Annotated in this window: 24 protein-coding genes and 1 pseudogene; 15 read left to right on the top strand and 10 right to left on the bottom strand. The window is 53.5% G+C overall.

The genetic code is table 11. The annotated features are described in order from the left end of the window. Nucleotides 1-10: 10 nt before the first annotated feature. From ACS0RQ_RS23580 to satP, 5 genes are all read right to left on the bottom strand, one after another. Nucleotides 11-1,138, bottom strand: a complete 1,128-nt coding sequence (locus ACS0RQ_RS23580) for an ABC transporter substrate-binding protein (protein WP_271848762.1) — start codon at nucleotides 1,136-1,138, stop codon at nucleotides 11-13. 23 nt (nucleotides 1,139-1,161) lie between these two features. Continuing rightward, nucleotides 1,162-1,938, bottom strand: coding sequence for an ABC transporter ATP-binding protein (locus ACS0RQ_RS23575; RefSeq protein WP_271848763.1), 777 nt, complete (start codon nucleotides 1,936-1,938; stop codon nucleotides 1,162-1,164). Further along, nucleotides 1,935-3,008 carry a FecCD family ABC transporter permease gene (locus ACS0RQ_RS23570; RefSeq protein ID WP_271848764.1) on the bottom strand — a complete coding sequence of 358 codons (1,074 nt, stop codon included), beginning with the start codon at nucleotides 3,006-3,008 and terminating at the stop codon, nucleotides 1,935-1,937. The genes ACS0RQ_RS23575 and ACS0RQ_RS23570 overlap by 4 nt, the downstream gene beginning before the upstream one ends. Nucleotides 3,009-3,132: 124 nt before the next feature. Continuing rightward, on the bottom strand, nucleotides 3,133-4,452 hold the full coding sequence (locus tag ACS0RQ_RS23565; RefSeq protein WP_271848765.1) for a chloride channel protein: 1,320 nt from the start codon (nucleotides 4,450-4,452) through the stop codon (nucleotides 3,133-3,135). A 118-nt stretch (nucleotides 4,453-4,570) separates the two neighbouring features. Continuing rightward, nucleotides 4,571-5,143, bottom strand: a complete 573-nt coding sequence (gene satP / locus ACS0RQ_RS23560) for an acetate uptake transporter (RefSeq protein ID WP_039078285.1) — start codon at nucleotides 5,141-5,143, stop codon at nucleotides 4,571-4,573. A 297-nt stretch (nucleotides 5,144-5,440) separates the two neighbouring features. On the opposite strand from satP, the gene dnaK reads away from it, so the two are divergent. The 7 genes from dnaK to ACS0RQ_RS23525 all read left to right on the top strand — a co-directional run bounded on the left by dnaK (nucleotide 5,441) and on the right by ACS0RQ_RS23525 (nucleotide 12,360). Continuing rightward, nucleotides 5,441-7,357, top strand: coding sequence for a molecular chaperone DnaK (dnaK, locus tag ACS0RQ_RS23555; RefSeq protein WP_085005504.1), 1,917 nt, complete (start codon nucleotides 5,441-5,443; stop codon nucleotides 7,355-7,357). 86 nt (nucleotides 7,358-7,443) lie between these two features. After that, nucleotides 7,444-8,589 carry a molecular chaperone DnaJ gene (gene dnaJ, locus ACS0RQ_RS23550; RefSeq protein ID WP_271848766.1) on the top strand — a complete coding sequence of 382 codons (1,146 nt, stop codon included), beginning with the start codon at nucleotides 7,444-7,446 and terminating at the stop codon, nucleotides 8,587-8,589. Nucleotides 8,590-8,753: 164 nt separating this feature from the next. After that, nucleotides 8,754-9,914, top strand: coding sequence for a Na+/H+ antiporter NhaA (nhaA, locus tag ACS0RQ_RS23545; protein ID WP_271848767.1), 1,161 nt, complete (start codon nucleotides 8,754-8,756; stop codon nucleotides 9,912-9,914). A 62-nt stretch (nucleotides 9,915-9,976) separates the two neighbouring features. After that, nucleotides 9,977-10,870: a transcriptional activator NhaR gene (gene nhaR / locus ACS0RQ_RS23540; protein ID WP_271848768.1), complete on the top strand. Its 894-nt coding sequence runs from the start codon at nucleotides 9,977-9,979 to the stop codon at nucleotides 10,868-10,870. Nucleotides 10,871-10,957: 87 nt separating this feature from the next. After that, nucleotides 10,958-11,269 carry an antibiotic biosynthesis monooxygenase family protein gene (locus tag ACS0RQ_RS23535; protein WP_271848769.1) on the top strand — a complete coding sequence of 104 codons (312 nt, stop codon included), beginning with the start codon at nucleotides 10,958-10,960 and terminating at the stop codon, nucleotides 11,267-11,269. A 4-nt stretch (nucleotides 11,270-11,273) separates the two neighbouring features. Then, nucleotides 11,274-11,672: an amino acid-binding protein gene (locus tag ACS0RQ_RS23530; protein ID WP_071193612.1), complete on the top strand. Its 399-nt coding sequence runs from the start codon at nucleotides 11,274-11,276 to the stop codon at nucleotides 11,670-11,672. After that, nucleotides 11,656-12,360 carry an ArsR/SmtB family transcription factor gene (locus ACS0RQ_RS23525; RefSeq protein ID WP_271848770.1) on the top strand — a complete coding sequence of 235 codons (705 nt, stop codon included), beginning with the start codon at nucleotides 11,656-11,658 and terminating at the stop codon, nucleotides 12,358-12,360. The genes ACS0RQ_RS23530 and ACS0RQ_RS23525 overlap by 17 nt, the downstream gene beginning before the upstream one ends. A gap of 58 nt (nucleotides 12,361-12,418) precedes the next feature. Here the strand turns inward: ACS0RQ_RS23525 and rpsT are convergent, their stop codons facing one another. After that, nucleotides 12,419-12,682, bottom strand: a complete 264-nt coding sequence (rpsT, locus tag ACS0RQ_RS23520) for a 30S ribosomal protein S20 (RefSeq protein ID WP_039078297.1) — start codon at nucleotides 12,680-12,682, stop codon at nucleotides 12,419-12,421. 102 nt (nucleotides 12,683-12,784) lie between these two features. Between rpsT and ACS0RQ_RS23515 the strand changes: the two are divergent. The 7 genes and pseudogenes from ACS0RQ_RS23515 to rihC all read left to right on the top strand — a co-directional run bounded on the left by ACS0RQ_RS23515 (nucleotide 12,785) and on the right by rihC (nucleotide 19,811). Next, nucleotides 12,785-12,984: pseudogene (locus ACS0RQ_RS23515) on the top strand (DUF2575 domain-containing protein). A gap of 25 nt (nucleotides 12,985-13,009) precedes the next feature. Continuing rightward, on the top strand, nucleotides 13,010-13,948 hold the full coding sequence (gene ribF, locus ACS0RQ_RS23510) for a bifunctional riboflavin kinase/FAD synthetase (protein WP_271848771.1): 939 nt from the start codon (nucleotides 13,010-13,012) through the stop codon (nucleotides 13,946-13,948). 34 nt (nucleotides 13,949-13,982) lie between these two features. Next, complete coding sequence (gene ileS / locus ACS0RQ_RS23505; RefSeq protein ID WP_125125356.1) at nucleotides 13,983-16,832, top strand: isoleucine--tRNA ligase; 2,850 nt, start codon at nucleotides 13,983-13,985, stop codon at nucleotides 16,830-16,832. Beyond that, entirely contained in the window at nucleotides 16,832-17,332 is a 501-nt protein-coding gene (gene lspA / locus ACS0RQ_RS23500) for a signal peptidase II (RefSeq protein WP_071193614.1), read from the top strand. The genes ileS and lspA overlap by 1 nt, the downstream gene beginning before the upstream one ends. Before the next feature lie 97 nt (nucleotides 17,333-17,429). Next, nucleotides 17,430-17,900 (top strand): FKBP-type peptidyl-prolyl cis-trans isomerase, encoded by a 471-nt coding sequence (gene fkpB / locus ACS0RQ_RS23495; protein ID WP_039078301.1) that lies wholly within the window; start codon nucleotides 17,430-17,432, stop codon nucleotides 17,898-17,900. Next, a complete protein-coding gene (gene ispH / locus ACS0RQ_RS23490; protein WP_039078302.1) occupies nucleotides 17,881-18,831 on the top strand; it encodes a 4-hydroxy-3-methylbut-2-enyl diphosphate reductase in 951 nt (316 codons plus the stop codon). The genes fkpB and ispH overlap by 20 nt, the downstream gene beginning before the upstream one ends. Before the next feature lie 65 nt (nucleotides 18,832-18,896). After that, the gene (gene rihC / locus ACS0RQ_RS23485; RefSeq protein WP_271848772.1) at nucleotides 18,897-19,811 is read left to right on the top strand and encodes a ribonucleoside hydrolase RihC; all 915 of its coding nucleotides are present in this window, start codon (nucleotides 18,897-18,899) and stop codon (nucleotides 19,809-19,811) included. Here rihC and ACS0RQ_RS23480 read toward each other — a convergent pair. Next, on the bottom strand, nucleotides 19,795-20,715 hold the full coding sequence (locus tag ACS0RQ_RS23480) for a LysR family transcriptional regulator (RefSeq protein ID WP_271848773.1): 921 nt from the start codon (nucleotides 20,713-20,715) through the stop codon (nucleotides 19,795-19,797). The two genes, rihC and ACS0RQ_RS23480, sit on opposite strands and share 17 nt — an antisense overlap. 92 nt (nucleotides 20,716-20,807) lie before the next feature. Here ACS0RQ_RS23480 and ACS0RQ_RS23475 point away from each other — a divergent pair, with 92 nt between their 5' ends. Further along, nucleotides 20,808-21,440: an alanyl-tRNA editing protein gene (locus ACS0RQ_RS23475; RefSeq protein WP_271848774.1), complete on the top strand. Its 633-nt coding sequence runs from the start codon at nucleotides 20,808-20,810 to the stop codon at nucleotides 21,438-21,440. On the opposite strand, the gene citB is transcribed toward ACS0RQ_RS23475, so the two are convergent. From citB to ACS0RQ_RS23460, 3 genes are all read right to left on the bottom strand, one after another. Beyond that, the gene (gene citB / locus ACS0RQ_RS23470; protein ID WP_271848775.1) at nucleotides 21,435-22,130 is read right to left on the bottom strand and encodes a citrate response regulator transcription factor CitB; all 696 of its coding nucleotides are present in this window, start codon (nucleotides 22,128-22,130) and stop codon (nucleotides 21,435-21,437) included. The two genes, ACS0RQ_RS23475 and citB, sit on opposite strands and share 6 nt — an antisense overlap. Further along, nucleotides 22,123-23,751 (bottom strand): citrate sensor histidine kinase CitA, encoded by a 1,629-nt coding sequence (citA, locus tag ACS0RQ_RS23465; RefSeq protein WP_271848875.1) that lies wholly within the window; start codon nucleotides 23,749-23,751, stop codon nucleotides 22,123-22,125. Before citA ends, citB begins: the two co-directional genes overlap by 8 nt. A gap of 134 nt (nucleotides 23,752-23,885) precedes the next feature. Beyond that, the gene (locus ACS0RQ_RS23460) at nucleotides 23,886-25,187 is read right to left on the bottom strand and encodes an oxaloacetate decarboxylase subunit beta (RefSeq protein ID WP_271848776.1); all 1,302 of its coding nucleotides are present in this window, start codon (nucleotides 25,185-25,187) and stop codon (nucleotides 23,886-23,888) included. Between the last annotated feature and the right edge of the window lie 11 nt (nucleotides 25,188-25,198).

The following is a 25,198-nucleotide window of genomic DNA, read 5'->3' as shown; positions in this document are numbered from 1 at the left end:
CTGAGAAAGATTAGTGTGAAGGCGTGTAGCTCAGGACGATATTGTCATCCGGGATCTGGGTGAAATCCTTGATGATAGTGTGATAATCCGCCAGCGGATCGATGTCTTTAAACAGCTCCGGGTAGAAGATCTTACTTAACGTTTCAATAGCGATAATGTTGTACGGATTATTGTAGAAGTGGTGATATAGCGCACCGGTATGACCCTGAGTAACGGCAGGAATGCTGCTGACCCCCTGGCGTGCCAGTAAGGCATTGAAGGCGGTAGCCACTTCTTTTTCGTCCACGTTGTAGCCGAACGGAATAACCGCCGTTCCTTTGCCCGGGCGTTTTGAACCGGTCATCAGGTAGTAGTCCGGGTTCATGGAGATGATTTTTTCCACTGACACATTACCGGTTGCCCCTGGCAGCAGTTGTGAACCAATGTTCACACCGCCCGCCGCTTCGACCAGCCCTCCCCAGCCATTACGGGCATGGGTAAAGCAGCAACCATTATCCAGCCCTGCGACACCCGCGATCGGTTCGATAAACACCAGCGGTTTTTTGTGAGCGTTGGCCAGACGCTGATGCAGCATATCCAGACGTTGCTGATAGAAAGTAATGTACTGTTGCGCGCGCTCATTTTGGCCGAGCACTTTACCGAGCAGCGCGATACCTGGCAGGGTGTTTTCTACCGGATGCAGTTCGTAATCGACAAACACCACCGGCACATGCAGTGCCTCCAGTTTTGCCAGCACACCGCTTTGTACCAGGGACGGTTTAGCGCGGAGCTGGGCAATCATCAGATCCGGGTGGCGCGAGATGATGGTCTCCAGATCGACATTCCCTTGATCCGAAAACTGCATGTCCAGGATCTTCTCGGCTTCCGGCCATTTGCGCTTAAGGACGTTCCAGGTTTCCGTATCCTGTTTTTTCGGCAGGTTGTTCCACGCCACCACTTTGGCAAAGGGATTGTCGCGCTCCAGCAGCGCCAGCGCCAGGATATCGCGGCCATCCTGCAAGATGATGCGCTGCGGCTCCTTAGGGATCGTGACGCTGCGGTTATCCAGATCCGTCACCGTGACCGGCCAGTTTTGCGCCATCGCCAGCAGGGGGGTAAAGATCAGCGCGATCCCCATGATTGTCTTTTTCAGATTCATCTCTTTCCCGTCTTATGACTGTTTTAGGTTGTTAATCCATCGACTACCACGTGTGGTAGTCCCTGCGAACAATATTCGACCCGGCCTTTTACCCCGTAGACTGCCGCCAGGTTCTCGGGCGTGACGACCTCGCCTGGAATGCCGCTGGCAACCAGCGCGCCGTTTTTTAGCATCACCGCATATTCGGCATGGCGCAGCGCAATGTTGATGTCATGGATCACCACCACCGTCACAATGTTACGCAGGCGCGTTTCGCGGGCGACGATGTCCATTACGTGGAACTGGTAGTTCAGATCGAGTGCGCTCAGCGGCTCGTCTAACAGCAGAAGGTCCGGTTTGCGAATCAGCGACTGGGCAAGGCCAATCAACTGTTTCTGTCCGCCGGAAAGCTGGTCTAAAAAGCTCATCGCCAGGTGCGAAATGCCGAGCTTATGCAGAATGTCGTAGGCCTCCTGTTCGACGTTATCGCCGCAATAGAAGCCGCTGGCGCGTCGGGCGACGATAATCGACTCCAGCGCATGCAGATGCACGCCCTGCGGCAAGGATTGCGGCAGATAGACCACCTTCTGCGCCCGCTTCGCCGGGGGGAGGGCCATTAAATCTTCGCCATTCAGCCACAGTTGCCCCTGGGCCGGGTTGAGATCGGCAAGCGCACGTAGCAGGGTTGATTTGCCGGAGCCATTCGGCCCCAGCAGGGCGGTGATTTGCCCGCGTGGCAGCATCGGGGTGGTTAGCCCGTCGATAATTTTCTTTTTGCGATAGCCGGTATGCAGGGCGTGAATGCGCAGTCCGTCGGTCATATGTTCCCCCGATGGCGAATGATGATGCTCAGGAAGAAGGGAACGCCGACCAGGGAGGTGACAATACCGACGGGAATGATGACGCCGGAGACAATGTTCTTCGATAACACGGACGCCAGAGAGAGTACCAGTGCGCCAATCAACATGCTGCCGGGCAGGTAAAAGCGGTGGTCTTCACCAAACAGCATTCGCGAAATATGCGGCGCCACCAGGCCAATAAAACCAACAGGCCCAACAAAGGCCACGGTCAGCGCGGAGATGATACTGATACGCAGCAGCGTCGCCATACGCAGTTGGCGCACATTGATACCAAAACTGACGGCCCGGTCTTCCCCCAGACGCAGGGCGGTAAGCTTCCAGGCATTTTTCATCGACAGCGGAACGATGAGAAGCAGGGCGATGCTCAGAATTGCGAGCTTGTCCCATGAGGCGCGGGCCAGACTGCCCATGGTCCAGAAGACGAGCCCCTGCAATGTATCTTCGCTGGCCACAAATTGCAGAATGGAGATCAGCGCATTGAAGGTAAATACCAGCGCAATGCCAAACAGCACGACGCCGGAGGTCGCCACCCGTGTCCAGCGGCTAATGCCATCAAGAATAAAGCAGGCCAGCAGGGCGAAAACAAAGGCGTTAACCGAGATAACCCACTGATCGGGAATACCCGGAATACCCTGGCCAAGAATGATAGCCAGCGCGGCACCAAATGACGCGGCGGAGGAGACCCCGAGGGTAAACGGGCTGGCGAGCGGGTTATTGAGGATGGTTTGCATCTCTGCCCCCGCCAGACCGAGCGCCATTCCGACCACGATCGCCATTAAGGCAATGGGCAGGCGTAACTCCCAGACAATAACGCGGGTGCCCGCATCGGCAGACCCGGCATCAACCAGCGCATGCCAGAGTGCGGAAAGAGAGAGCCCGGAAGGGCCAATAGTGAAATCGAGAATCAGTGAAAAGAGAATAAATGCCAGGATCGCGCCTGCCAGCGCAAAACGCCGCAGCACGACTTTTCTGTAATGTGACGACACGGCGGATTCGTCAGGCTTGATACTGGCGACGAGAGGGGAACTCATTGGCTTACCTTATGCAACACAACAGAATCGATGTATCCCCCAACGTTCCTGTTCAGGCTGTTGCATGATATCCAATATCCGGGATGCTCCCGGCGACCATATTAGAAATGATAATGCTTATCAATTAAATGGGATTTTTATTACCATCTCGTTTAGCTTCGGTTATGGTTTTGGTCGAAAAACGCGCATTCTGCCAGGCTCCCAGCGCGCGCGAGGTGGCGTATGCCCCGGCGATTGAGAGTGCGGCAGGCACCAGGAAACTGTGGTCCATTCGCGTGGACTCCATCACTAAGGCGAGTGTGGTGACGGGCATATTCGCTGAGGCGGCCAGGAACCCGGCAGCACCCAACAGGGCGAAACTCTCCATATCGCTACCGGGAAAAAGCGGCCCGACAAGCATAAACAGTAATGACCCCAGCAGGCCGCCGACGGCAAGGCCCGGTGTCAACAATCCGCCTGCCGCCCCTGCACGTAGTACGGCGCTGATAACCAATACTTTCAGTACCAGTAAAACAACCGCGAGCCAGGCCGTCATTTCGCCACTTAGCGCCAGTTGCGCAGCACCTTTACCGTTGCCCGGAAGCTGTGGGAACCAGACGGAAAAAATACCCAACAACGTAAAGGCAATCAGACTGACAGCAGGCATCTGCCAGTTATCCCGCACTTTGCTGCTCGCATATTGGGTGAGGCGGCGAAAAAGAAAAGCGCCCGCGCCCAGCAATGGGCCACAAAGTACGCTCCAGAAAATTAATGATGAGGCAGCGAACTCCGTGGTGAAGTGATACTGATGTTCATCTCCCAGCCCCAGCGTGGCGACCCAGGCCGCCAGCGCCGACGTGACCAGCGCCGCGATAGCTGCATCCCAGCTAAAACTCACCAACAACACTTCAAGCGTAAAGATAGCACCCGCCAGCGGTACGTTATACACCGCAGCCAGCCCTGCACCGGCACCGCAGGCGGTCATCAGTTGGATATCGGCAGGGGAAAGGCGCAATCTCCGCGCAGCGCCTCCAGCGAACAGGGCGCCCGCTTCACGTGGAGCGACTTCGCGCCCGAGCGGTGAGCCCATCGCTACGGTGATGATTTGCAGCAGAATATGAACAAGTGTGGTGAGTGGCGGCATCGGTTTGTCCGGATTGCTTACCGCCGTACTGATGCTGACGCGCTTTTTTCCATAACGGGCAAGCAGCCACCATCCTCCCCCGGCAACGATGCCTGCGGCGACCAGCACGATAAAGCGTCGCTGTGCGCTGGCGTCGCTCACGCCCTGTAGAAAGGTCTGTGGGCTTATCAATACATTCTGGCTATAGCCATACGCGAGGTGCTGAATTTCATGTAGCAACATGGCAAGCAACATACCGCTAAGCCCGGCCATGACCCCGGTGAGAAGAAGCGCAACCCAGCGTTGTAACCAGTAAGCACGGCCCTGGAAAAGCGTAGTCATTGTCAGATTCTGTCTGCGAAGAAATGCCGTCATCATCCCATAAAGTGGATGAATGCGTAATCAACAGGAAGGCAAAAACGGGGGAATTCGTGCCTGCAGTGCAGGCACGAAGAAGGGATTAGTGCTGCCCTTGTTCGCCAATTGGCAGAACGGTACGGCCATATTGCTCGTTGAGGACTTCACCCATCGCCAGGTAGATAGCGCTTGCGCCACATACCAGACCAATCCAGCCGGCTACATGAACGATACCTTCGTTGTCCGCCAGGTGACCTACCGCCAGCAGTGCGAACAGCACGGTCAGGCTCAGGAAGACGAACTGCAGCATACGTGCGCCTTTCAGCGTGCCGAAGAACATAAACAGGGTGAACACACCCCAGATACCCAGATAGACACCCAGGAAATGGCCATTCGCTGCATCTGCCAGACCCATTTTAGGCAGCAGAAGAATCGCAACCAGGGTGAGCCAGAAAGAACCGTAAGAGGTAAATGCGGTTAAACCGAAGGTGTTGCCTTTTTTATATTCCAGCAGCCCCGCAAAAATCTGCGCGATACCACCGTAGAAAATACCCATAGCCAGGATAATACCATCCAGCGGGAACATGCCAATATTGTGCAGGTTAAGCAGAATAGTGGTCATGCCGAAGCCCATAAGGCCAAGCGGAGCCGGATTAGCCAACTTGATGTTGCCCATAATTCCTCAAAATAAATCAACATTGAAGGATGAAATGTATTCCCCGCGTCTATATAGAGGAGGCGGGGCGCGGCATCATAAATAGCGTCACTGGCTGTGTCTATGATCTGAACAGGTGGAAATTAAAAATTTTTTTATTCCTTACCCCTTGATGAGCTTCGTTGCGACCCCATCTTGTAGTCAACCGCAATGTGTGGACCTGAAAAAAAACGAACGAGGGTAGTTGAAACCGCACGATTCGCCCTTATTACAGGTTCACAACCACATGTTGACCGAATTTTTAGTGGAGACGTTTAGATGGGTAAAATTATTGGTATCGACCTGGGTACTACCAACTCTTGTGTAGCGATTATGGATGGCACTACCGCGCGTGTGCTGGAGAATGCCGAGGGCGACCGCACCACGCCTTCTATCATTGCTTATACCCAGGATGGTGAAACTCTGGTTGGTCAGCCGGCTAAACGTCAGGCAGTGACAAACCCGCAAAACACCCTGTTTGCGATTAAACGCCTGATTGGCCGCCGCTTCCAGGACGAAGAAGTTCAGCGCGACGTTTCTATCATGCCGTACAAAATCATCGCTGCTGACAACGGTGACGCATGGCTTGATGTGAAAGGCACCAAAACTGCACCGCCGCAGATCTCTGCAGAAGTGCTGAAAAAAATGAAGAAAACGGCTGAAGATTACCTGGGTGAGCCAGTAACTGAAGCGGTTATCACCGTACCGGCATACTTCAACGATGCGCAGCGCCAGGCAACCAAAGATGCTGGCCGTATCGCGGGTCTGGAAGTCAAACGTATTATCAACGAACCGACTGCCGCTGCACTGGCTTACGGTCTGGATAAAGAAGTGGGCAACCGTACTATCGCGGTCTACGACCTCGGTGGCGGTACCTTCGATATCTCTATTATCGAAATCGACGAAGTTGATGGCGAAAAAACCTTCGAAGTTCTGGCAACCAACGGTGATACCCACCTGGGTGGTGAAGACTTCGACAGCCGTCTGATCAACTATCTGGTTGAAGAATTCAAGAAAGATCAGGGCATTGACCTGCGCAACGACCCGCTGGCGATGCAGCGTCTGAAAGAAGCAGCAGAAAAAGCGAAAATTGAGCTCTCTTCCGCTCAGCAGACCGACGTGAACCTGCCGTACATCACTGCAGACGCCACTGGTCCGAAACACATGAACATCAAAGTGACTCGCGCGAAACTGGAAAGCCTGGTTGAAGACCTGGTAAACCGTTCCATCGAGCCGCTGAAAGTTGCGCTGCAGGACGCTGGCCTGTCTGTATCCGACGTGCAGGACGTTATCCTGGTCGGCGGTCAGACCCGTATGCCGATGGTACAGAAGAAAGTCGCTGAGTTCTTTGGTAAAGAGCCGCGTAAAGACGTTAACCCGGACGAAGCCGTTGCTATCGGTGCTGCGGTCCAGGGTGGTGTGTTGACCGGTGATGTGAAAGACGTTCTGCTGCTCGACGTTACCCCGCTCTCTCTGGGTATCGAAACCATGGGCGGTGTGATGACTGCGCTTATCACCAAAAACACCACTATCCCGACCAAGCACAGCCAGGTGTTCTCTACTGCAGAAGACAACCAGTCTGCGGTAACCATCCATGTGCTGCAGGGGGAACGTAAACGTGCGTCTGATAACAAATCTCTGGGTCAGTTCAACCTGGATGGTATCAACCCGGCACCGCGCGGCATGCCGCAGATCGAAGTGACCTTCGATATCGATGCTGACGGTATTCTGCACGTATCCGCGAAAGACAAAAACAGCGGTAAAGAGCAGAAGATTACTATCAAGGCATCTTCTGGCCTGAACGAGGAAGAAATTCAGAAAATGGTTCGCGAAGCAGAAGCGAATGCTGAATCTGACCGTAAGTTCGAAGAGCTGGTTCAAACCCGTAACCAGGGCGACCACCTGCTGCACAGCACCCGTAAACAGGTTGAAGAAGCAGGCGACAAACTGCCAGCGGAAGATAAAACCGCTATCGAAGCTGCGCTGACCGCGCTGGAAACGTCTCTCAAAGGCGAAGACAAAGCGGACATCGAAGCGAAAATGCAGGCTCTGGCTCAGGCTTCTCAGAAACTGTTGGAAATCGCACAGCAGCAGCACGCACAGCAGCAGGCTGGTGGCGCTGACGCTTCTGCGAACAACGCGAAAGATGACGATGTTGTCGACGCTGAGTTCGAAGAAGTAAAAGATAAAAAATAATCGCCCTGATGCAGGGTAATTAATCGGCACGGGCGTAGGAGATTTCTCCACGCCCGTGCTCGCATGTTAGGGGTAGATAAAAAAAGATGGCGAAACAAGACTACTACGAGATTTTGGGCGTTTCCAAAACAGCGGAAGAGCGCGAAATCAAGAAGGCGTACAAGCGCCTGGCCATGAAATATCACCCGGACCGTAACCAGGGTGATAAAGAGGCCGAAGCCAAATTTAAAGAGATCAAAGAAGCGTACGAAGTCCTGACCGACGCGCAAAAGCGTGCTGCGTATGACCAGTATGGCCATGCGGCGTTTGAACAAGGCGGCATGGGCGGCGGTGGGTTCGGCGGCGGCGGATTTGGCGGCGGCGCTGACTTTAGCGATATCTTTGGCGATGTCTTCGGCGATATTTTTGGCGGTGGCCGTGGTCGCCAGCGTGCGGCGCGTGGTGCCGATTTACGTTACAACATGGAATTGACGCTGGAAGAAGCCGTTCGCGGCGTCAGTAAAGAGATCCGTATCCCGACGCTGGAAGAGTGTGACGTTTGCCACGGCAGCGGCGCGAAAGCCGGTACCCAGCCGCAGACCTGTCCGACCTGTCATGGTTCCGGCCAGGTGCAGATGCGCCAGGGGTTCTTCGCCGTTCAGCAGACCTGTCCGCACTGTCAGGGGCGCGGTACGCTGATTAAAGATCCGTGCAACAAATGTCACGGTCATGGTCGCGTAGAAAAAACCAAAACCCTGTCCGTTAAAATTCCGGCAGGCGTGGACACGGGCGATCGCATCCGCCTGGCGGGTGAGGGTGAAGCGGGTGAGCACGGCGCACCGGCAGGCGATCTGTACGTTCAGGTGCAGGTGAAACAGCACGCTATCTTTGAGCGTGAAGGTAACAACCTGTACTGCGAAGTCCCCATTAACTTTGCTATGGCGGCGTTGGGGGGAGAAATCGAGGTTCCGACGCTGGATGGTCGCGTCAACCTGAAGATCCCTGGCGAAACTCAGACCGGCAAGCTGTTCCGCATGCGCGGTAAAGGTGTGAAATCGGTACGCGGCGGCGCGCAGGGCGATCTGCTGTGTCGCGTGGTGGTTGAAACGCCGGTTGGCCTGAACGAAAAGCAGAAACAACTGCTTAAGGATTTGCAGGAAAGCTTTGGTGGACCGACAGGTGAACACAACAGCCCGCGCTCCAAAAGCTTCTTCGACGGTGTCAAAAAGTTCTTTGATGACCTGACGCGTTAATCTGGTGCTCAATTACTATAAAACCCGACCCTACGTCGGGTTTTTTATTTTTGTTGTTTAATACTCGGTAAAACCGAGTTTATCCCCAAAATTTATCTGGTTTTATCGATGATTCTGGCGGGGTAATATAAGCGCCCCAGGGAGTCGTAAATCGAGAGAAGACCATGAAATTTCTACAACGTTTTTTTAGCAGTGATATCTCAGGCGGGATTGTCCTCATCATTGCTGCCGTACTGGCGATGTTCTGCGCCAATCTGGATGTGACCAAAGCAGGTTATCAGGCTTTCCTTGATACACCAGTTGCATTCAAGTTTGCAGCGCTGGAAATCAATAAAAATATGCTGTTATGGATAAATGACGCGCTTATGGCGGTCTTTTTCCTGATGGTCGGCCTTGAAGTGAAATATGAGCTGATGCAGGGTTCGCTTGCCAGCCGCCAACAGGCTATTTTCCCGGTGATTGCCGCCCTGGGCGGTATGGTGGTGCCAGCGCTAATATTCCTGGCGTTTAACATGCACGATCCGCTGGCGCGTCACGGCTGGGCGATTCCTGCGGCGACGGATATCGCCTTTGCCCTTGGCGTTCTGGCACTGCTCGGCGATCGCATTCCCCCGGCGCTGAAAATCTTCCTGATGGCGCTGGCGATTATCGATGATCTGGGTGCGATCATTATTATCGCGCTGTTTTACACCAGCGATCTCTCGCTGGTATCGCTGGGCGTTGCGGCGGCGGCCATCGTGGCGCTGGCGGTACTGAATGCCCTTAATGTTCGCCGAATCGGCATCTATATGCTGGTGGGCATAGTGTTGTGGACGGCAGTGTTGAAATCGGGCATTCATGCCACATTGGCCGGGGTCGTACTGGGCTTCTTCATTCCTCTGAAAGAGGAGAATGGCATCTCTCCGGCCCGTCAGGTGATTGATGCGATCCACCCCTGGGTTGGCTGGCTGATTTTGCCTCTGTTTGCCTTTGCTAATGCGGGCGTATCGCTTGAAGGGGTAACCTTTGCCGGGCTGACGTCGCTGTTGCCAATGGGGGTGATTGCCGGTCTGTTTATTGGTAAACCTGTCGGCATAACCATTTTTTGTTGGCTGGCGCTTCGCCTGAAACTGGCAAAACTACCGCAGGGGGCGGCGTTTAAACAAATTATGGCGGTCGGCGTGCTGTGCGGTATTGGTTTTACCATGTCGATTTTTATTGCCACTCTGGCGTTTGGTGACGTCGATACACATATGGTTGCCTGGGCGAAATTAGGCATTCTTACAGGTTCAATCCTGGCGGCGGTGGTGGGATACTGTCTGCTGCGCTCGCGCATAGTCCGCTAATCCCGTGATGGGAAGGCGAACGATGGCCTTCCCGAAAATGTCACTCAGGGAGCGAAGACACGATGTCGAATATCAATTACAACCATCTGTATTACTTCTGGCAGGTATACCGTGCGGGGTCCGTTGTCGGTGCTGCGGAAGCGTTATACCTCACGCCACAAACCATCACCGGGCAAATCAAGGCGCTGGAAGAGCGCCTGCAGGGCAAGCTCTTTAAGCGCCGGGGAAGGGGGCTGGAACCAACGGAACTTGGTGAACTGGTTTTTCGTTACGCCAATAAGATGTTTACGCTAAGCCAGGAAATGCTGGATATCGTTAATTATCGCAAAGAGTCGCATTTGTTGTTTGATGTCGGGGTTGCGGATGCGCTGTCTAAACAACTTGTGAGCGGTATTCTTGAGGCTGCGGTTCAGGAAGGTGAGCCTATCCATTTACGCTGTTTTGAATCCACCCATGAAATGCTGCTCGAACAGTTGAGCCAGCATAAGCTCGATATGATTATTTCAGATTGCCCAATTGATTCTACCCAACAGGAAGGGCTCTTTTCGGTGAAAATTGGCGAGTGCAGCGTCAGCTTCTGGTGTTGGCAACCTACTTTTAGCATGCCTTTTCCTGCCTGTCTTGAAGAGCGTCGCTTACTTATTCCGGGCAGTCGGTCGATGCTCGGGCGTAAGTTGCTTAACTGGTTTAATTCGCAGGGGCTGAATGTTGAAGTGCTGGGCGAGTTTGATGATGCGGCGTTAATGAAATCGTTTGGCGCAGCGCACAATGCCATTTTTGTGGCTCCGACGCTCTATGCAAAAGACTATTTTGCCGATGAGAATATCGTCGAAATTGGGCGTGTGGATAACGTGATGGAAGAGTACCACGCCATTTTTGCTGAACGAATGATTCAGCACCCCGCCGTACAGCGTATTTGTAACCGTGATTACTCCCGGCTATTTCATGACCTCTGATGATACGCGCCATATTTCGTTAACCACCGAAGCATGACTTTTTCAGCACGGTAGATTTATCTCTCCTACCCATACAGGAGATAAATCATGATTGCTGTACTTTTCGAAGCCGACGCGGTTGCGGCAAAGCAAGAGCGCTACCTTGAGCTGGCTGCGGAACTGAAACCGCTGCTTGTTGATATCGATGGCTTTATCGCGATTGAACGTTTTCAAAGCCTGACCACACCGGGGAAGATACTTTCGTTATCCTGGTGGCGTGATGAGGAAGCCATTCAGACATGGAAAAATAATCATTTTCACCGTGAGGCGCAGACGGAGGGGCGCGAGGCAATTTTTTCGTTTTATCGCATCCGTATTGCCCGTCTGGAACGGGAATATTCATCGGAAAACCGGAGGTAAGGTGATGTACGATATTTATGTAGTACTCAAAAACCTGCCGGGTGAGCTGGCGAAACTGGGCAAAACGCTGGGCAGCAACGGTATTGGTCTTGAGGGCGGCGGTGTCTTTACCCACAATAATGAAGGGCATGCCCACTTTCTGGTGGAAGAGGGCATACGGGCGAAAGCGGTACTGGAGCAACACGGTTTTGATGTCCGCGAGCTGCGCAGGCCTGTGATCCGTAAGCTCAAACAGGAGCGGCCCGGCGAGCTGGGCGAGATAACGGCAACGCTTGCATCCCATGGCGTAAATATTCTCGTGCAGTATAGCGATCACGCAAATCAGCTCATACTGGTGACGGATAATGATCTCGTTGCCAGCGAGGCAACAGAACCCTGGGCGGTTTATGCAACTTCATCCTGAACATCTTTCTGATGACGACACACTTGAGCTTTCGGTCGCGGCAGTTGCCGCAGCGATGGCCGATCCATCACGCGTGAAAATGCTGTGTGCGCTGATGGATGGGCGGGCATGGACGGCAACGGAATTGAGTGTGGCGGCAGGCGTTGCGGCCTCCACCGCCAGCGCACATTTGAGTAAGCTGGTTGACAGCCAACTGGTCTGTTTCCTGTCACAGGGGCGTCATCGTTACTACCGTCTGGCAGGCCAGGAGATTGCCCGGTTGATTGAAATGATGATGGGCATTTCTTGGCGGCAGGATAAACCTTTAACCACACGCACGCCTGTGGCGCTGCGGCATGCGCGCACCTGTTACGATCATCTGGCTGGTGAGCTGGCGGTAAACATTTATGACGCGCTGGTGGCGAAAGATTACCTGGCCGCGGATGGTGCGTCGCTTACCGAAGAAGGGCTGGCATTTTTTATCCGGATGGGTTTACCGCTGGAAAATAAATCAACGCGTAAACTTAGCTGTGCCTGTCTTGACTGGAGCGAGCGGCGCTTTCATCTGGGCGGGCATGCAGGAGCGGTGTTGCTTATTTATTTTGAAACGAAGGGGTGGATCCGCCGGACGCCCGGGTTTCGTGAAGTCGCGCTGACTGCGAAAGGTCGGCAGGGGTTACAGACATTACTCGGCATCGACGTCGGGTAGCAGGCATAAAAAAACCCGCTTTACGCGGGTTCTTTCACAAAGTACAACAAGCGGGCAATTAAGCCAGTTTGCTGATCTGTGCAGTCAGGTTTGCTTTATGACGCGCAGCTTTGTTTTTGTGGATCAGACCTTTAGCGGCCTGGCGATCCACGATCGGTTGCATTTCGTCAAATGCTTTCTGTGCAGCAGCTTTGTCGCCAGCTTCGATCGCAGCGTACACTTTCTTGATGAAAGTACGCATCATAGAGCGACGGCTTGCGTTGTGTTTGCGAGCCTTTTCAGACTGAACGGCGCGCTTCTTAGCTGATTTGATATTAGCCAAGGTCCAACTCCCAAATATGATCTATATGGACAATTCAAAGGCCGAGGAATATGCCCTTTTAGCCTTCTTTTGTCAATGGATTTGTGCAAATAAGCGCCGTTAATGTGCGACGCTACGTTACGTATTGATGGCGCAGGATTCTACCAGCTTGTGGTCATCGAATACAGCCTTTCCACTATAAAAATCGCTTTCCGGCCCAGTTTTTCATGCGGTAAGAAGGCAGCCTGATGAAATCCTTCTCCTTTCTGGCGGGTTCGGGCAATCGTCGGTTAACGTTGCACGTTGTACAAGGTATACTTTGACGATTTTCACTGTTTTGAGCCAGACATGAAGCTGATACGCGGCATACATAATCTCAGCCAGGCACCGCACGGGTGTGTGCTGACTATTGGTAATTTCGACGGCGTGCATCGCGGCCATCAGGCGCTTTTACAAGGGCTTAGCGAAGAAGGTCGTACCCGTGCTCTCCCCGTAGTGGTGATGATATTCGAGCCGCAACCTCTCGAACTTTTCGCGAGCGATAAAGCGCCTGCGCGCCTGACCCGACTGCGGGAAAAACTGCGCCTGCTGGCCGAATGTGGCGTCGATTACGTACTGTGCGTACGTTTTGACCGGCGTTTTGCCGCGTTGACGGCGCAAACCTTCGTCAGCGACCTGCTGGTTGACAAACTTGGCGTGAAATTCCTCGCCGTGGGCGATGACTTCCGCTTTGGCGCTGGTCGCCAGGGGGATTTCTTGTTATTACAGAAAGCCGGTTTGAAATACGGCTTTGATGTTACCAGCACACAAACCTTCTGCTCTGGTGGCGCGCGCGTGAGCAGTACGGCAGTTCGCCAGGCGTTGGCTGATGACAACCTTGAGCTCGCTGAACAACTGCTGGGCCGTCCGTTCAGTATCTCCGGGCGTGTGGTTCACGGCGACGAGCTGGGGCGTACTATCGGTTTTCCGACGGCGAACATACCGCTGCGCCGTCAGGTTTCCCCGGTCAAAGGTGTCTATGCGGTAGAAGTGGCTGGCTTAGGCGATACTTTACTGCCCGGCGTGGCCAACATTGGTACGCGCCCGACGGTTGCCGGGGTTCGCCAGCAGCTTGAAGTCCATCTGCTGGATGTTGTAATGGACCTCTATGGACGCCATATAGATGTAATACTGCGTAAAAAGATACGCAACGAGCAGCGATTTACATCGCTGGATGAGCTTAAAGCGCAGATCGCGCGTGATGAGTTAACCGCCCGCGAGTTTTTTGGGCTATCAAACCCGGCTTAAATGCCTGTGTGATAAATACGGAACCGAGAATCTGATGAGTGACTATAAATCAACCCTGAATTTGCCGGAAACAGGGTTCCCGATGCGTGGCGACCTCGCCAAACGCGAACCGGGAATGCTGGCGCGTTGGACTGATGATGACCTGTACGGCATCATTCGTGCAGCCAAAAAAGGCAAAAAAACCTTCATTCTGCATGATGGCCCTCCTTATGCGAATGGCAGCATTCATATTGGTCACTCTGTTAACAAGATTCTGAAAGACATTATTGTGAAGTCCAAAGGCCTTGCGGGTTACGACTCGCCGTATGTGCCGGGCTGGGACTGTCACGGTCTGCCTATCGAACTGAAAGTAGAGCAGGAATTTGGTAAACCGGGTGAAAAATTCACCGCCGCGGAATTCCGTGCAAAATGCCGTGAATACGCTGCGACCCAGATTGACGGCCAGCGTAAAGACTTTATCCGTCTTGGCGTACTGGGCGACTGGGAACATCCGTATCGCACCATGGACTTCAAAACCGAAGCCAACATTATCCGTGCGCTGGGTAAAATCATCGGTAACGGTCACCTGCATAAAGGCGCCAAGCCGGTGCACTGGTGCGTTGACTGCCGTTCTGCGCTGGCGGAAGCGGAAGTTGAGTATTACGACAAAACCTCTCCGTCTATCGATGTTGCGTTCCATGCCGTCGATGTCGACGCGGTAAAAGCGAAATTTGGCGTTGCCAGTGTTAACGGTCCTGTCTCTCTGGTTATCTGGACCACTACCCCGTGGACGCTGCCGGCGAACCGTGCGATCTCTCTGTCCCCGGAATTTGACTATGCGCTGGTGCAGGTTGAAGGGCAGGCGCTGATCCTTGCGAAAGATCTGCTGGAAAGCGTGATGAAACGCGCTGGTATCAGTGAATTTACCGTGCTGGGCGTGGTGAAAGGTTCTGACCTGGAGCTGATGCGCTTTAAACACCCGTTCCTCGATTTTGATGTGCCTGCGATCCTGGGCGACCACGTGACGCTGGAAGCCGGTACCGGTGCAGTGCATACCGCTGGTGGTCATGGCCCTGATGACTATACTATCAGCCAAAAATACGGTCTGGAAATCGCTAACCCGGTTGGCCCGGATGGGGCATATCTGCCGGGTACGTATCCGATTCTGGATGGCGTAAACGTCTTCAAAGCGAACGACATTATCGTCAACCTGCTGCGTGACAACGGTTCACTGCTGCATGTCGAAAAACTGCAACACAGCTATCCGTGCTGCTGGCGCCACAAGTCGCCGATCATTTTCCGTGCGACCCCGCAGTGGTTCGTCAGCATGGATCAGAAAGGCCTGCGCATTCAGTCTCTCAAAGAGATCGATCGCATTGAGCAGGAAGGTCTGGCGAAAGAGAACCTGAGCGGCTGGATCCCGGCATGGGGTAAAGCACGTATCGAATCGATGGTCGCGAACCGTCCTGACTGGTGTATCTCCCGTCAGCGTACCTGGGGCGTGCCGATGGCGCTGTTCGTGCATAAAGACACCGAAGAGCTGCATCCGCGTACCACTGAACTGATGGAAGCGGTCGCTAAATACGTTGAGAAAGACGGCATTCAGGCATGGTGGGATCTCGATCCGCGCGAAATTTTGGGCGATGACGCTGATAACTACGTGAAAGTGCCGGACACCCTGGACGTCTGGTTTGACTCCGGTTCAACAAGCTACTCTGTGGTTGACGCGCGTCCGGAATTTGGCGGCCACGCAGCGGATATGTATCTGGAAGGTTCTGACCAACACCGTGGCTGGTTCATGTCGTCTCTGATGATCAGCGTCGCGATGAAAGGCAAAGCACCTTACCGCCAGGTACTGACCCACGGCTTCACCGTAGATGGTCAGGGCCGTAAGATGTCCAAATCTATCGGTAATACCGTTTCTCCGCAGGATGTGATGAACAAACTGGGCGCGGATATCCTGCGTCTGTGGGTGGCATCAACCGACTATACCGGTGAAATGGCGGTTTCCGATGAGATCCTCAAACGTGCCGCCGATAGCTATCGCCGTATTCGTAACACCGCGCGCTTCCTGCTGGCGAACCTCAATGGTTTCGATCCGGCAAAAGACATGGTGAAACCGGAAGAGATGGTGGTACTGGATCGTTGGGCGGTTGGCTGCGCGCAGGCAGCGCAGAAAGATATCATCAGCGCGTACGACTCCTATGATTTCCATGAAGTTGTGCAACGCCTGATGCGTTTCTGCTCCATCGAGATGGGCTCTTTCTACCTCGATATCATCAAAGATCGTCAGTACACCGCAAAGGCGGACAGTGTTGCCCGTCGTAGCTGCCAGACTGCGCTTTACCATATCGCAGAAGCGCTGGTGCGCTGGATGGCACCGATCATGTCCTTTACCGCAGATGAAATCTGGGGCTACCTGCCAGGCGAGCGCGAAAAATATGTGTTCACCGGCGAATGGTATCAGGGGCTGTTTGGTCTGGCGGAAACCGAAGCCATGAACGACGCCTACTGGGAAGAACTACTCAAAGTGCGTGGCGAAGTGAACAAGGTTATCGAACAGGCGCGTGCCGACAAGAAAGTGGGCGGTTCGCTGGAAGCGGCAGTGACCCTGTTCGCTGAACCGGAACTGTCTGCGAAACTGACGGCGCTGGGTGACGAATTACGATTTGTCCTGTTGACCTCCGGTGCGAAAGTTGAAGATTATGCCAACGCTTGTGCTGATGCCCAACAGAGCGAGCTGCTCAAAGGTCTGAAAGTGGCGTTAAGCAAAGCCGAAGGTGAGAAATGCCCGCGTTGCTGGCATTACACTCAGGATGTCGGCAAGGTAGCGGAACACGCAGAAATCTGCGGACGCTGTGTCAGCAACGTCGCCGGTGACGGCGAAAAACGTAAGTTTGCCTGATGAGTAAACCGATCTTTTCAACAGGGCTACGCTGGTTGTGGCTGGTCGTCGTCGTGCTGATTATCGATCTGGGCAGCAAGTTCCTTATCCTCCAGCATTTTGCGCTGGGGGATACGGTGCCGCTGTTCCCGTCGCTTAATCTGCATTACGCGCGTAACTATGGCGCGGCATTCAGTTTCCTCGCGGACAGCGGTGGCTGGCAGCGCTGGTTCTTTGCCGGTATCGCTATCGGTATTTCTGTCGTGCTGGCGGTACTGATGTACCGTTCAAAAGCCTCGCAGAAGCTGAACAATATCGCCTACGCGATGATTATCGGCGGTGCGTTAGGCAATCTGTTCGACCGCCTGTGGCACGGTTTTGTCGTTGATATGATTGACTTTTATGTCGGCGACTGGCATTTCGCCACCTTCAACCTGGCCGACAGCTTCATTTGCGTCGGCGCGGCGCTGATTGTGCTGGAAGGCTTCCTGCCGAACGCGGCTGCGAAGAAACAGGCGTAACAAAACCTGCCGGGTGGCGTTACGCTTGCCCGGCCTGGGTTATCCTCAGGCCCGGTAAGCGTTATCGTCACCGGGCAAAACAAGTGAGCGTACCTGCATGTCAAAATCTGTACAGAGTAATAGCGCGGTGCTGGTGCACTTTACGCTCAAACTCGAAGATGGCTCCACCGCTGAGTCAACCCGCAACAATGGTAAACCTGCGCTGTTTCGTCTGGGGGATGGTTCGCTGTCCGAAGGGCTTGAGCAGCACTTGCTGGGGTTGAAAGCAGGCGACAAAAAAGCGTTTTCGCTGGAACCGGACGCGGCATTTGGTACGCCGGTTCCCGATCTGATTCAGTATTTCTCGCGCCGTGATTTTATGGACGCGGGGGAGCCGGAAATCGGCGCGATTATGCTCTTTACCGCAATGGATGGCAGCGAAATGCCAGGCGTGATCCGTGAGATCAACGGTGATTCTATTACCGTTGACTTTAACCATCCGCTGGCAGGGCAGACCGTTCATTTTGATGTCGACGTGCTGGAAGTGGAACCGGCACTGGAGGGGATGCATGCAGATCCTGTTGGCTAACCCACGTGGTTTTTGTGCGGGCGTAGACCGCGCGATTAGCATTGTTGAAAACGCGCTGGCGATTTATGGCGCGCCCATTTATGTCCGTCACGAAGTGGTCCACAACCGTTACGTGGTAGACAGCCTGCGTGAACGCGGGGCGATTTTTATCGAGCAAATCAGCGAAGTGCCGGACGGCGCGATCCTGATTTTCTCTGCTCACGGTGTTTCACAGGCAGTACGTAACGAAGCGAAAAGCCGCGACCTGACCGTCTTTGATGCCACCTGCCCGCTGGTGACCAAAGTGCATATGGAAGTCGCTCGCGCCAGTCGTCGTGGGGAAGAAGCTATCCTGATTGGCCATGCTGGTCATCCGGAAGTCGAAGGCACCATGGGGCAGTACAGCAACCCGAAAGGGGGAATGTACCTGGTGGAGTCGCCGGAAGACGTAGAAACGCTCAATATCAAAGATATCAATAAGCTCTCTTTTATGACGCAGACGACACTCTCCGTGGATGATACTTCCGACGTGATTGATGCGCTGCGTCAGCGCTTCCCGAAAATTGTCGGGCCGCGTAAAGATGATATCTGCTACGCCACGACCAACCGTCAGGAAGCCGTGCGCGCACTGGCGGAACAGGCGGAAGTGGTACTGGTTGTCGGCTCGAAGAACTCGTCGAACTCCAACCGTCTGGCGGAGCTGGCCCAGCGTATGGGGAAATCCGCTTACCTGATCGATGATGCTTCTGATATTCAGGAAGAGTGGGTGCGCGAAATCAGTTGCGTTGGCGTAACGGCCGGGGCATCGGCACCTGACGTTCTGGTGCAAAACGTTATCTCCCGTCTGCAGGAACTTGGCGGTGGGGAAGCCATTCCGCTGGAAGGCCGTGAAGAAAATATCGTTTTCGAAGTTCCGAAAGAGCTGCGGGTCGATGTTCGCGAAGTCGAATAACTTTTTCGCTTTGAGTTTATGAGAAGATGCCAGGCCTGACGCCTGGCATTTTTTATGGAGGATGTATGCGCCTGCCGATTATTCTCGACACCGATCCTGGTATTGACGACGCGGCTGCCATTGCCGCCGCGCTTTTTGCTCCTGAGCTTGATCTCAAACTGATGACCACGGTCGCAGGTAATGTCTCGCTGGAGAAAACCACCCGTAACGCCCTGCAATTGCTTCACTTCTGGAATGCCAATATTCCGGTAGCGAAAGGGGCGGCAACGCCGTTGCTGCGCCCGCTGCGCGATGCGGCAAGTGTCCACGGTGAATCCGGCATGGAAGGCTATAACTTTGTTGAACATCAGCGCCAGCCGCTGGCAAAGCCAGCGTTTCAGGCGATCCGCGATGTGCTCATGGCTTCACCGGAGCCAGTCACACTGGTAGCGATTGGCCCGTTGACCAACATCGCCCTGCTGTTATCCCACTACCCGGAATGTCAGTTCAACATTCGTCGTCTGGTGATAATGGGGGGCTCTGCCGGACGCGGTAACTTCACGCCGAACGCCGAATTTAATATTGCCATCGACCCGGAGGCGGCCGCGCGTGTCTTCGAAAGCGGGCTGGAGATTGTGATGTGCGGTCTGGATGTGACTAACCATGCAACGCTTACCCCGGATTATCTGTCTATGCTGCCTGCCGGAAATCAAACCGGGAAAATGCTGCATGCCCTGTTTAGCCACTACCGCAGCGGCAGTATGGCGACCGGGCTTCGGATGCACGATCTCTGCGCGATTGCCTGGCTGGCGCGCCCGGACATTTTTACCCTGAAATCCTGCTTTGTGGCGGTGGAAACCCAGGGTACATACACGGCGGGCACGACTGTGGTGGACATTGAAGGCCGTCTGGGGAAACCCGCGAATGCGCAGGTGGCCCTGGGCATCGATATTGATGCATTCCGCGCCTGGGTTGCAGACGTACTCAGTAAGGCGCCGTAAGCGAGACCTGCGGCATCTTCTCACTTAAATAATCAATCATTGCCCGCATTCTGGCGGGCATATGCTTTCCTGACGACCACAGTAGCCAGAGCTGCCCGGAATAGTCGCTAATAAATTCCCAGTCTGGCAGCACCTGAACTATCTCGCCTCGCGTCAGTGCCGCACTTGCGGTAAACAGCGGCAGGCTGCCTATCCCCAGATGGTTTAGCACCGAATCGAGGCGCACGCCGGTGTGGTTAGCGGCATAGCGTCCGTGGGTCTGAATGGTTTCGCTTTTGCCACGCTTACGAAATTTCCAGCGTGAGTCTGCTGGCGTTTCGCCAAGACTGATGCAGCTATGCTGGCGTAAATCTTCCGGCCTCTCGGGTGTGCCGTGCTGGCGCAGATATTCCGGCGTGGCGCAAATCAGATGTTTAATCGGTATTAACGGCTTACCGTGCAGGCCGGGAGAAGGCGAGTCGGTAATGCGCAGCGCCAGGTCGACGCCGTCATCAATTAAATCCATATACCGATCTTCCAGGCGCAGCCGTACATCAACCTGCGGATAACGGACCAGAAATTCGTGCATGAGGGGGTGGATAACAAATCGCCCGACGGCTTTGGGCACGCTGATAGTCAGGATGCCTTGCGCGATATCCTGCACGCTGCTGCCAGCATTCATTGCCTGTCTGGCGGCGTCGAGCATCATTTGCGCATGTTCGTACACGCTACGCCCGGACTCACTCAGCCGCAGTTTGCGCGTTGTGCGGTGCAGTAATTTATTACCCAGCGCCTGCTCAAGGCGTGAAACGCAGCGGCTCATTGCCGAAGGTGTCGCGCCGGAAACTCGTGCGGCGGCAGAGAAGCTGCCCTGATCGACAATCAGAACAAAGGTAGCGAGATCGGGAAGTAGGGTGGTATTCATTTGTGTCTGCCAGGCAAAAGTGTGTTGAGGGCACAACGGATTATCAAAGCCAGTGAAGATAATATACTGGTCGTGTAATCAGGAGGAAGAAGATGACAACACGAAATTACTACACCTGTGATGAGACACAGGGCCAGGCCAATGTTGTGCAATGTATTCCCGATGGGGAGGACGGTTATGTGATTGAGCTGGATGAGACGCTCTTTCATCCACAGGGAGGCGGTCAGCCTTCTGATGGCGGAACCATCGACGGCGTGCCCGTACAACGAGTCTTCGCCGACGGTGATACGGTATGGCATCGCACCGCCACGCCTGTCGCGCCAGGCCCGGTCACGCTCAGTGTCGACGGTGAATTACGTCATCTTCATGCACGCTGGCATTCGGCTGGTCATCTGATTGGTAGTGCAGGTGAAACATTCGGCTGGCAGCCTGTAAAAGCCCATCACTGGCCAGGTGAGGGGCGCATTACTTTTGCTCCTTCTGAGGGCCATTCGCTGCCGGATGCGCAGTCATTACTCATGAAAATTCGTGCCTGGCAAACTGAAAATCTCCCTCGCTATGTAACATTCGAAAATGGGCTGCGATATATAGGATTCGGTCATTTACCATCTTATCCATGTGGGGGAACGCACGTTACTGAACTGTCTGAAATTAAGTTGGTGATGATTACTCAGGTGAAAATGAAAAAAGGACAGCTGGTCGTCAATTACGCGTTACCCTCATAATCGCGGTTCCTTTCTGCGATAAATCCGTTCGGGCCTGCCGACTTTGCCATAACTAATTTCGGCTTCGAGTTGATTGTTTTTTACACCTTGTTCCAGATAGCGTCTGGCGGTTGTCTTACTGCTACCCAGAATGTGGGCTAATGAGTCGGCTGTGTGCACGATTTGCGATTCAGTAAAGATTTGTAGTACGCGGTTGAAGGTGTTTTCATCAATTCCGCGAAGGCCAGAAATAGGTTCCGCTATCTGCTCTTTCGCCTGGATATTAAATAGGGCGTCGATATGCGTCTGATTGGCTTGTTCGCTGGAGCGTAGCGAGCCCCGATAGCGAGCAAATCGTTCGAGGGTATGTTGCAGACGCTGATAATGTACTGGTTTAATCAGATAATCAAACACGCCCAACCGTAACGCCTCGCTGATGGTATCCATATGGTTATCAGCGGTCAGAAAAATAATCCGGCCACAGTATTGAGTGTTGATTGTATGGCGAATTAAATCAATGCCTTTACCATCGGGAAGGAAATTATCCAGTAGAATAAGTTCGGGTTGATACAGGCGAATTTGTTTTTTAGCACTTTCGACTTTATCGGCAATACCAATGACTCGAAATTGCGGAGATTGCTTTATGGTATCCACCAGAATTTCCGCCAGCATAGGCTCATCTTCAATAATTAGCGTCGTAATCCTATCCATGATTTTCATCTCTGGTAAAGGGTAGATAAAGGGTAAAAATGGTGCCGTAAGGGCTATTGTTATCAATAATAATGTTGCCGTTAGCCTGCTCGACGTAGCTGCGCACCAACCATAAACCGATGCCGTGATCTCCACTGTCACGGCTGGTCACGCCGCGTTCAAAAATATGCTGGCGGATATCCTGATCAATTCCGATGCCTTGATCGGCAATCTCTATAATGACTTCGCTACCTTCGCTGTTGATCAGGCATTCAATCTGGCGTGAACCCGCAATGTTGAGTAGGGTCGCATTGTAAGCGTTATCCAATAAGTTACCCACAATGGAGATCCATTCATTATGGGACAGTGATAAAGGGAGTGACTCGACATAGCAAGCGGGATCAAAAACTAACTCTAATCCCAACTCTTTTGCGCGATAATATTTGCCAATCAACAGCCCTGCGAGATGATGATCCTTGAAATTCTGAGCGATAAAATCGAGCACCTTCTGGTGACTATCCGATTGCTGTTGGATGAGGGCTAACGCCTTGTCGTATCGCTTGAGGAAAAGCAGCCCGGCAATAGTGGATATCAGATTACGATGTTCGTGTTGTACCGCGCGTAGGTTATCGGCGTATTGCTGAATCTGACTTAATTGCAGGCTTAAAGTATTAATATCATCTTTGCTGCGGAAGCTAATCACCCAACCTTGTGGTTGGTTATTGAGGATCACGGCCATGCGGCTTGCGATCACTTTTATTCCATTGAATGTGACAATCTCATCTTTTTTATTTTTATTCTGGGCATCATAGAAAAAGGTTTCTGGCACCACAACGCTGCTTATGGCCTCGCCAATCAGTTCGGATTCCGGTTGGTTGAGGCTGAGCATCCGCCGCGCCGTTTGGTTGATTGCGGTAATTTTTTGAAAAGAATCGATGGCGATAAGTCCCTCAAATACCGATTCGAATAAGACGCTTTGCTGGATAAGCAATTGAGAAAGTTGTTGTGGTTCCATGTCCAGCATTTGTTTTTTGATATGCAGAGAAAACCGTCGGGCGCAATAGAGGAGAAGAAGTAATAAAACCACCATGGGAAACATAAACGAGCCAATCTGAAGACTGAGCCAGTTCTCAAGTTGTTCGAGGGTATAGCCGACAGAGACGATGCCAATGACTCTGCCGGTTTGATCCTGAACAGGCGACTTACCGCGCAGCGATGATCCTAAAGAGCCTTCGCGAATGGAGACGTAGCTTTTCGCATTAAACAGCGCCTCATCGCTGTCTCCCCCCTCCATGTATTTACCAATCTCATCGGGATTCACGTGGTACAAACGCTGGCCTTTTGCGTCCCCAACCGTGATATAAGTGGCATCGGAGAATGATCTCATCGGATCGATCAACGCCTTGATGCGCGCAAGATCGTTGTGCTGCACCGCATCAACCAATTCAGGCATTGCTGAGATCTGCATCGCCTGAATTAGTGCACGCTGGCCAACCTGATAATGCAATCGGTCTTTGGTGATATTTGTGAGATACCAGGACATTGCCAACATCACAACAGTTGACGTAAATAAAATCAGCAGAAAGATCCGGTTCTGGAACGAACGTCTGGAAAACCAGAGGCCTATTTTTCGGACACACATAAGGATGCATATAGATTTAAATAAGAGATTTTCCGACATTCGGCAAGATCCGTTCCTGAGCCAGTTCATACTTATTTTTTTTTCAGAATGTATTGGGAAAGTAATGGGATACGCTACGCATATCCCATTACAAATTACATCGCCAGCACGTATTTCAGCATCACGCCAGCAGCAATAGCGGAACCAATCACCCCAGCTACGTTCGGCCCCATGGCATGCATCAGCAGGAAATTCTGCGCATCAGACTCCAGACCGACCTTGTTGGAAACACGTGCCGCCATCGGCACTGCCGATACACCCGCCGAGCCAATCAGCGGGTTGATTTTATTTTTGCTTAATATATTCATAAGCTTCGCCATCAGCACCCCGGCGGCGGTTCCGATACCAAAGGCAATTACCCCCAGCAACAAAATGCCCAGCGTCTGTGGCTGCAGGAACTTGTCCGCCACCAGCTTTGCCCCCACTGATAGACCGAGGAATATCGTCACGATATTAATCAGCCCATTCTGCACCGTATCGCTCAGGCGTTCCACTACCCCGCTTTCGCGCATCAGATTGCCAAAGCAGAACATCCCCAACAGTGGCGCAGCGTCCGGTAGCAGCAACGCCACCAGTAGTAACAGCATCACCGGAAAGAAGATTTTCTCCCGCTTACTGACCATACGCAGCTGCACCATACGAATTCTCCGCTCTTTCTCGGTGGTGAGCAGCTTCATAATTGGGGGCTGAATCAGTGGCACCAGCGCCATATAGGAGTAGGCTGCTACCGCAATCGCCCCCAGCAGCTCCGGCGCCAGCTTGCCGGACAGGTAAATTGCCGTAGGGCCGTCCGCGCCACCGATGATGCCTATCGCCGCCGCCTGCGGCAAGGTGAAGGCAATCAGGCCGAAGTAGTTCAGCGCCAGTGCTCCCAGCACGGTCGCGAAGATGCCGAACTGTGCCGCTGCGCCGAGCAGCAGGGTGCGCGGGTTGGCCAGCAGCGGACCGAAGTCGGTCATCGCGCCTACGCCCATAAAGATAATCAGCGGCGCGACGCCGGAGCCAATCGCCACCTTATAGAACAGTGCCAGCACGCCCGGGGTGTAGCCCATGTCCACCGCCAGGTTTTCCATCTGGCTCTGTATCGATGGTAACGCCAGTGCCAGCGCTTCTTTGATGGCATGAACATCCGGCGTACAGTTGAGCTTTGCGGCAATCACCGCCAGTTGCCCGGCGTCATGGCGCGCCAGCAAGCTTTCCAGCGCGCTCAGCGCAATACCTGCTTCCGGGATGTTGGAGAGCAGTCCACCGAAGCCAATTGGCAGCAGTAGCAGCGGCTCAAACTTCTTAGCAATCGCCAGCCATAACAACAGCAGGCTGATCAGCAGCATGATGGCCTGGCCTGCGCCGAGGTGCATCAGCCCCATCCCTTGAAACAGGGCGTTCAGACTTTCCATTCGTGCTCTCC

The sequence above is a fragment of the Phytobacter diazotrophicus genome (assembly GCF_052061655.1).
Classification (GTDB): Bacteria; Pseudomonadota; Gammaproteobacteria; order Enterobacterales; family Enterobacteriaceae; genus Phytobacter; species Phytobacter diazotrophicus.
This window is presented reverse-complemented; position numbering and strand designations above follow the sequence as displayed.

Bases quoted from the DNA above. Each gene is read 5' to 3' on its own strand.
- fkpB (WP_039078301.1), top strand. From the start codon at position 17,430: ATGTCAAAATCTGTACAGAGTAATAGCGCGGTGCTGGTGCACTTTACG.
- ileS (WP_125125356.1), top strand. From the start codon at position 13,983: ATGAGTGACTATAAATCAACCCTGAATTTGCCGGAAACAGGGTTCCCG.
- citB (WP_271848775.1), bottom strand. From the start codon at position 22,130: ATGGATAGGATTACGACGCTAATTATTGAAGATGAGCCTATGCTGGCG.
- dnaJ (WP_271848766.1), top strand. From the start codon at position 7,444: ATGGCGAAACAAGACTACTACGAGATTTTGGGCGTTTCCAAAACAGCG.
- nhaA (WP_271848767.1), top strand. From the start codon at position 8,754: ATGAAATTTCTACAACGTTTTTTTAGCAGTGATATCTCAGGCGGGATT.
- lspA (WP_071193614.1), top strand. From the start codon at position 16,832: ATGAGTAAACCGATCTTTTCAACAGGGCTACGCTGGTTGTGGCTGGTC.
- ispH (WP_039078302.1), top strand. From the start codon at position 17,881: ATGCAGATCCTGTTGGCTAACCCACGTGGTTTTTGTGCGGGCGTAGAC.
- ribF (WP_271848771.1), top strand. From the start codon at position 13,010: ATGAAGCTGATACGCGGCATACATAATCTCAGCCAGGCACCGCACGGG.
- ACS0RQ_RS23475 (WP_271848774.1), top strand. From the start codon at position 20,808: ATGACAACACGAAATTACTACACCTGTGATGAGACACAGGGCCAGGCC.
- ACS0RQ_RS23580 (WP_271848762.1), bottom strand. From the start codon at position 1,138: ATGAATCTGAAAAAGACAATCATGGGGATCGCGCTGATCTTTACCCCC.
- ACS0RQ_RS23570 (WP_271848764.1), bottom strand. From the start codon at position 3,008: ATGAGTTCCCCTCTCGTCGCCAGTATCAAGCCTGACGAATCCGCCGTG.
- ACS0RQ_RS23530 (WP_071193612.1), top strand. From the start codon at position 11,274: ATGTACGATATTTATGTAGTACTCAAAAACCTGCCGGGTGAGCTGGCG.
- rihC (WP_271848772.1), top strand. From the start codon at position 18,897: ATGCGCCTGCCGATTATTCTCGACACCGATCCTGGTATTGACGACGCG.
- ACS0RQ_RS23480 (WP_271848773.1), bottom strand. From the start codon at position 20,715: ATGAATACCACCCTACTTCCCGATCTCGCTACCTTTGTTCTGATTGTC.
- ACS0RQ_RS23525 (WP_271848770.1), top strand. From the start codon at position 11,656: ATGCAACTTCATCCTGAACATCTTTCTGATGACGACACACTTGAGCTT.
- ACS0RQ_RS23460 (WP_271848776.1), bottom strand. From the start codon at position 25,187: ATGGAAAGTCTGAACGCCCTGTTTCAAGGGATGGGGCTGATGCACCTC.
- ACS0RQ_RS23575 (WP_271848763.1), bottom strand. From the start codon at position 1,938: ATGACCGACGGACTGCGCATTCACGCCCTGCATACCGGCTATCGCAAA.
- satP (WP_039078285.1), bottom strand. From the start codon at position 5,143: ATGGGCAACATCAAGTTGGCTAATCCGGCTCCGCTTGGCCTTATGGGC.
- nhaR (WP_271848768.1), top strand. From the start codon at position 9,977: ATGTCGAATATCAATTACAACCATCTGTATTACTTCTGGCAGGTATAC.
- citA (WP_271848875.1), bottom strand. From the start codon at position 23,751: ATGTGTGTCCGAAAAATAGGCCTCTGGTTTTCCAGACGTTCGTTCCAG.
- ACS0RQ_RS23535 (WP_271848769.1), top strand. From the start codon at position 10,958: ATGATTGCTGTACTTTTCGAAGCCGACGCGGTTGCGGCAAAGCAAGAG.
- ACS0RQ_RS23565 (WP_271848765.1), bottom strand. From the start codon at position 4,452: ATGACTACGCTTTTCCAGGGCCGTGCTTACTGGTTACAACGCTGGGTT.
- dnaK (WP_085005504.1), top strand. From the start codon at position 5,441: ATGGGTAAAATTATTGGTATCGACCTGGGTACTACCAACTCTTGTGTA.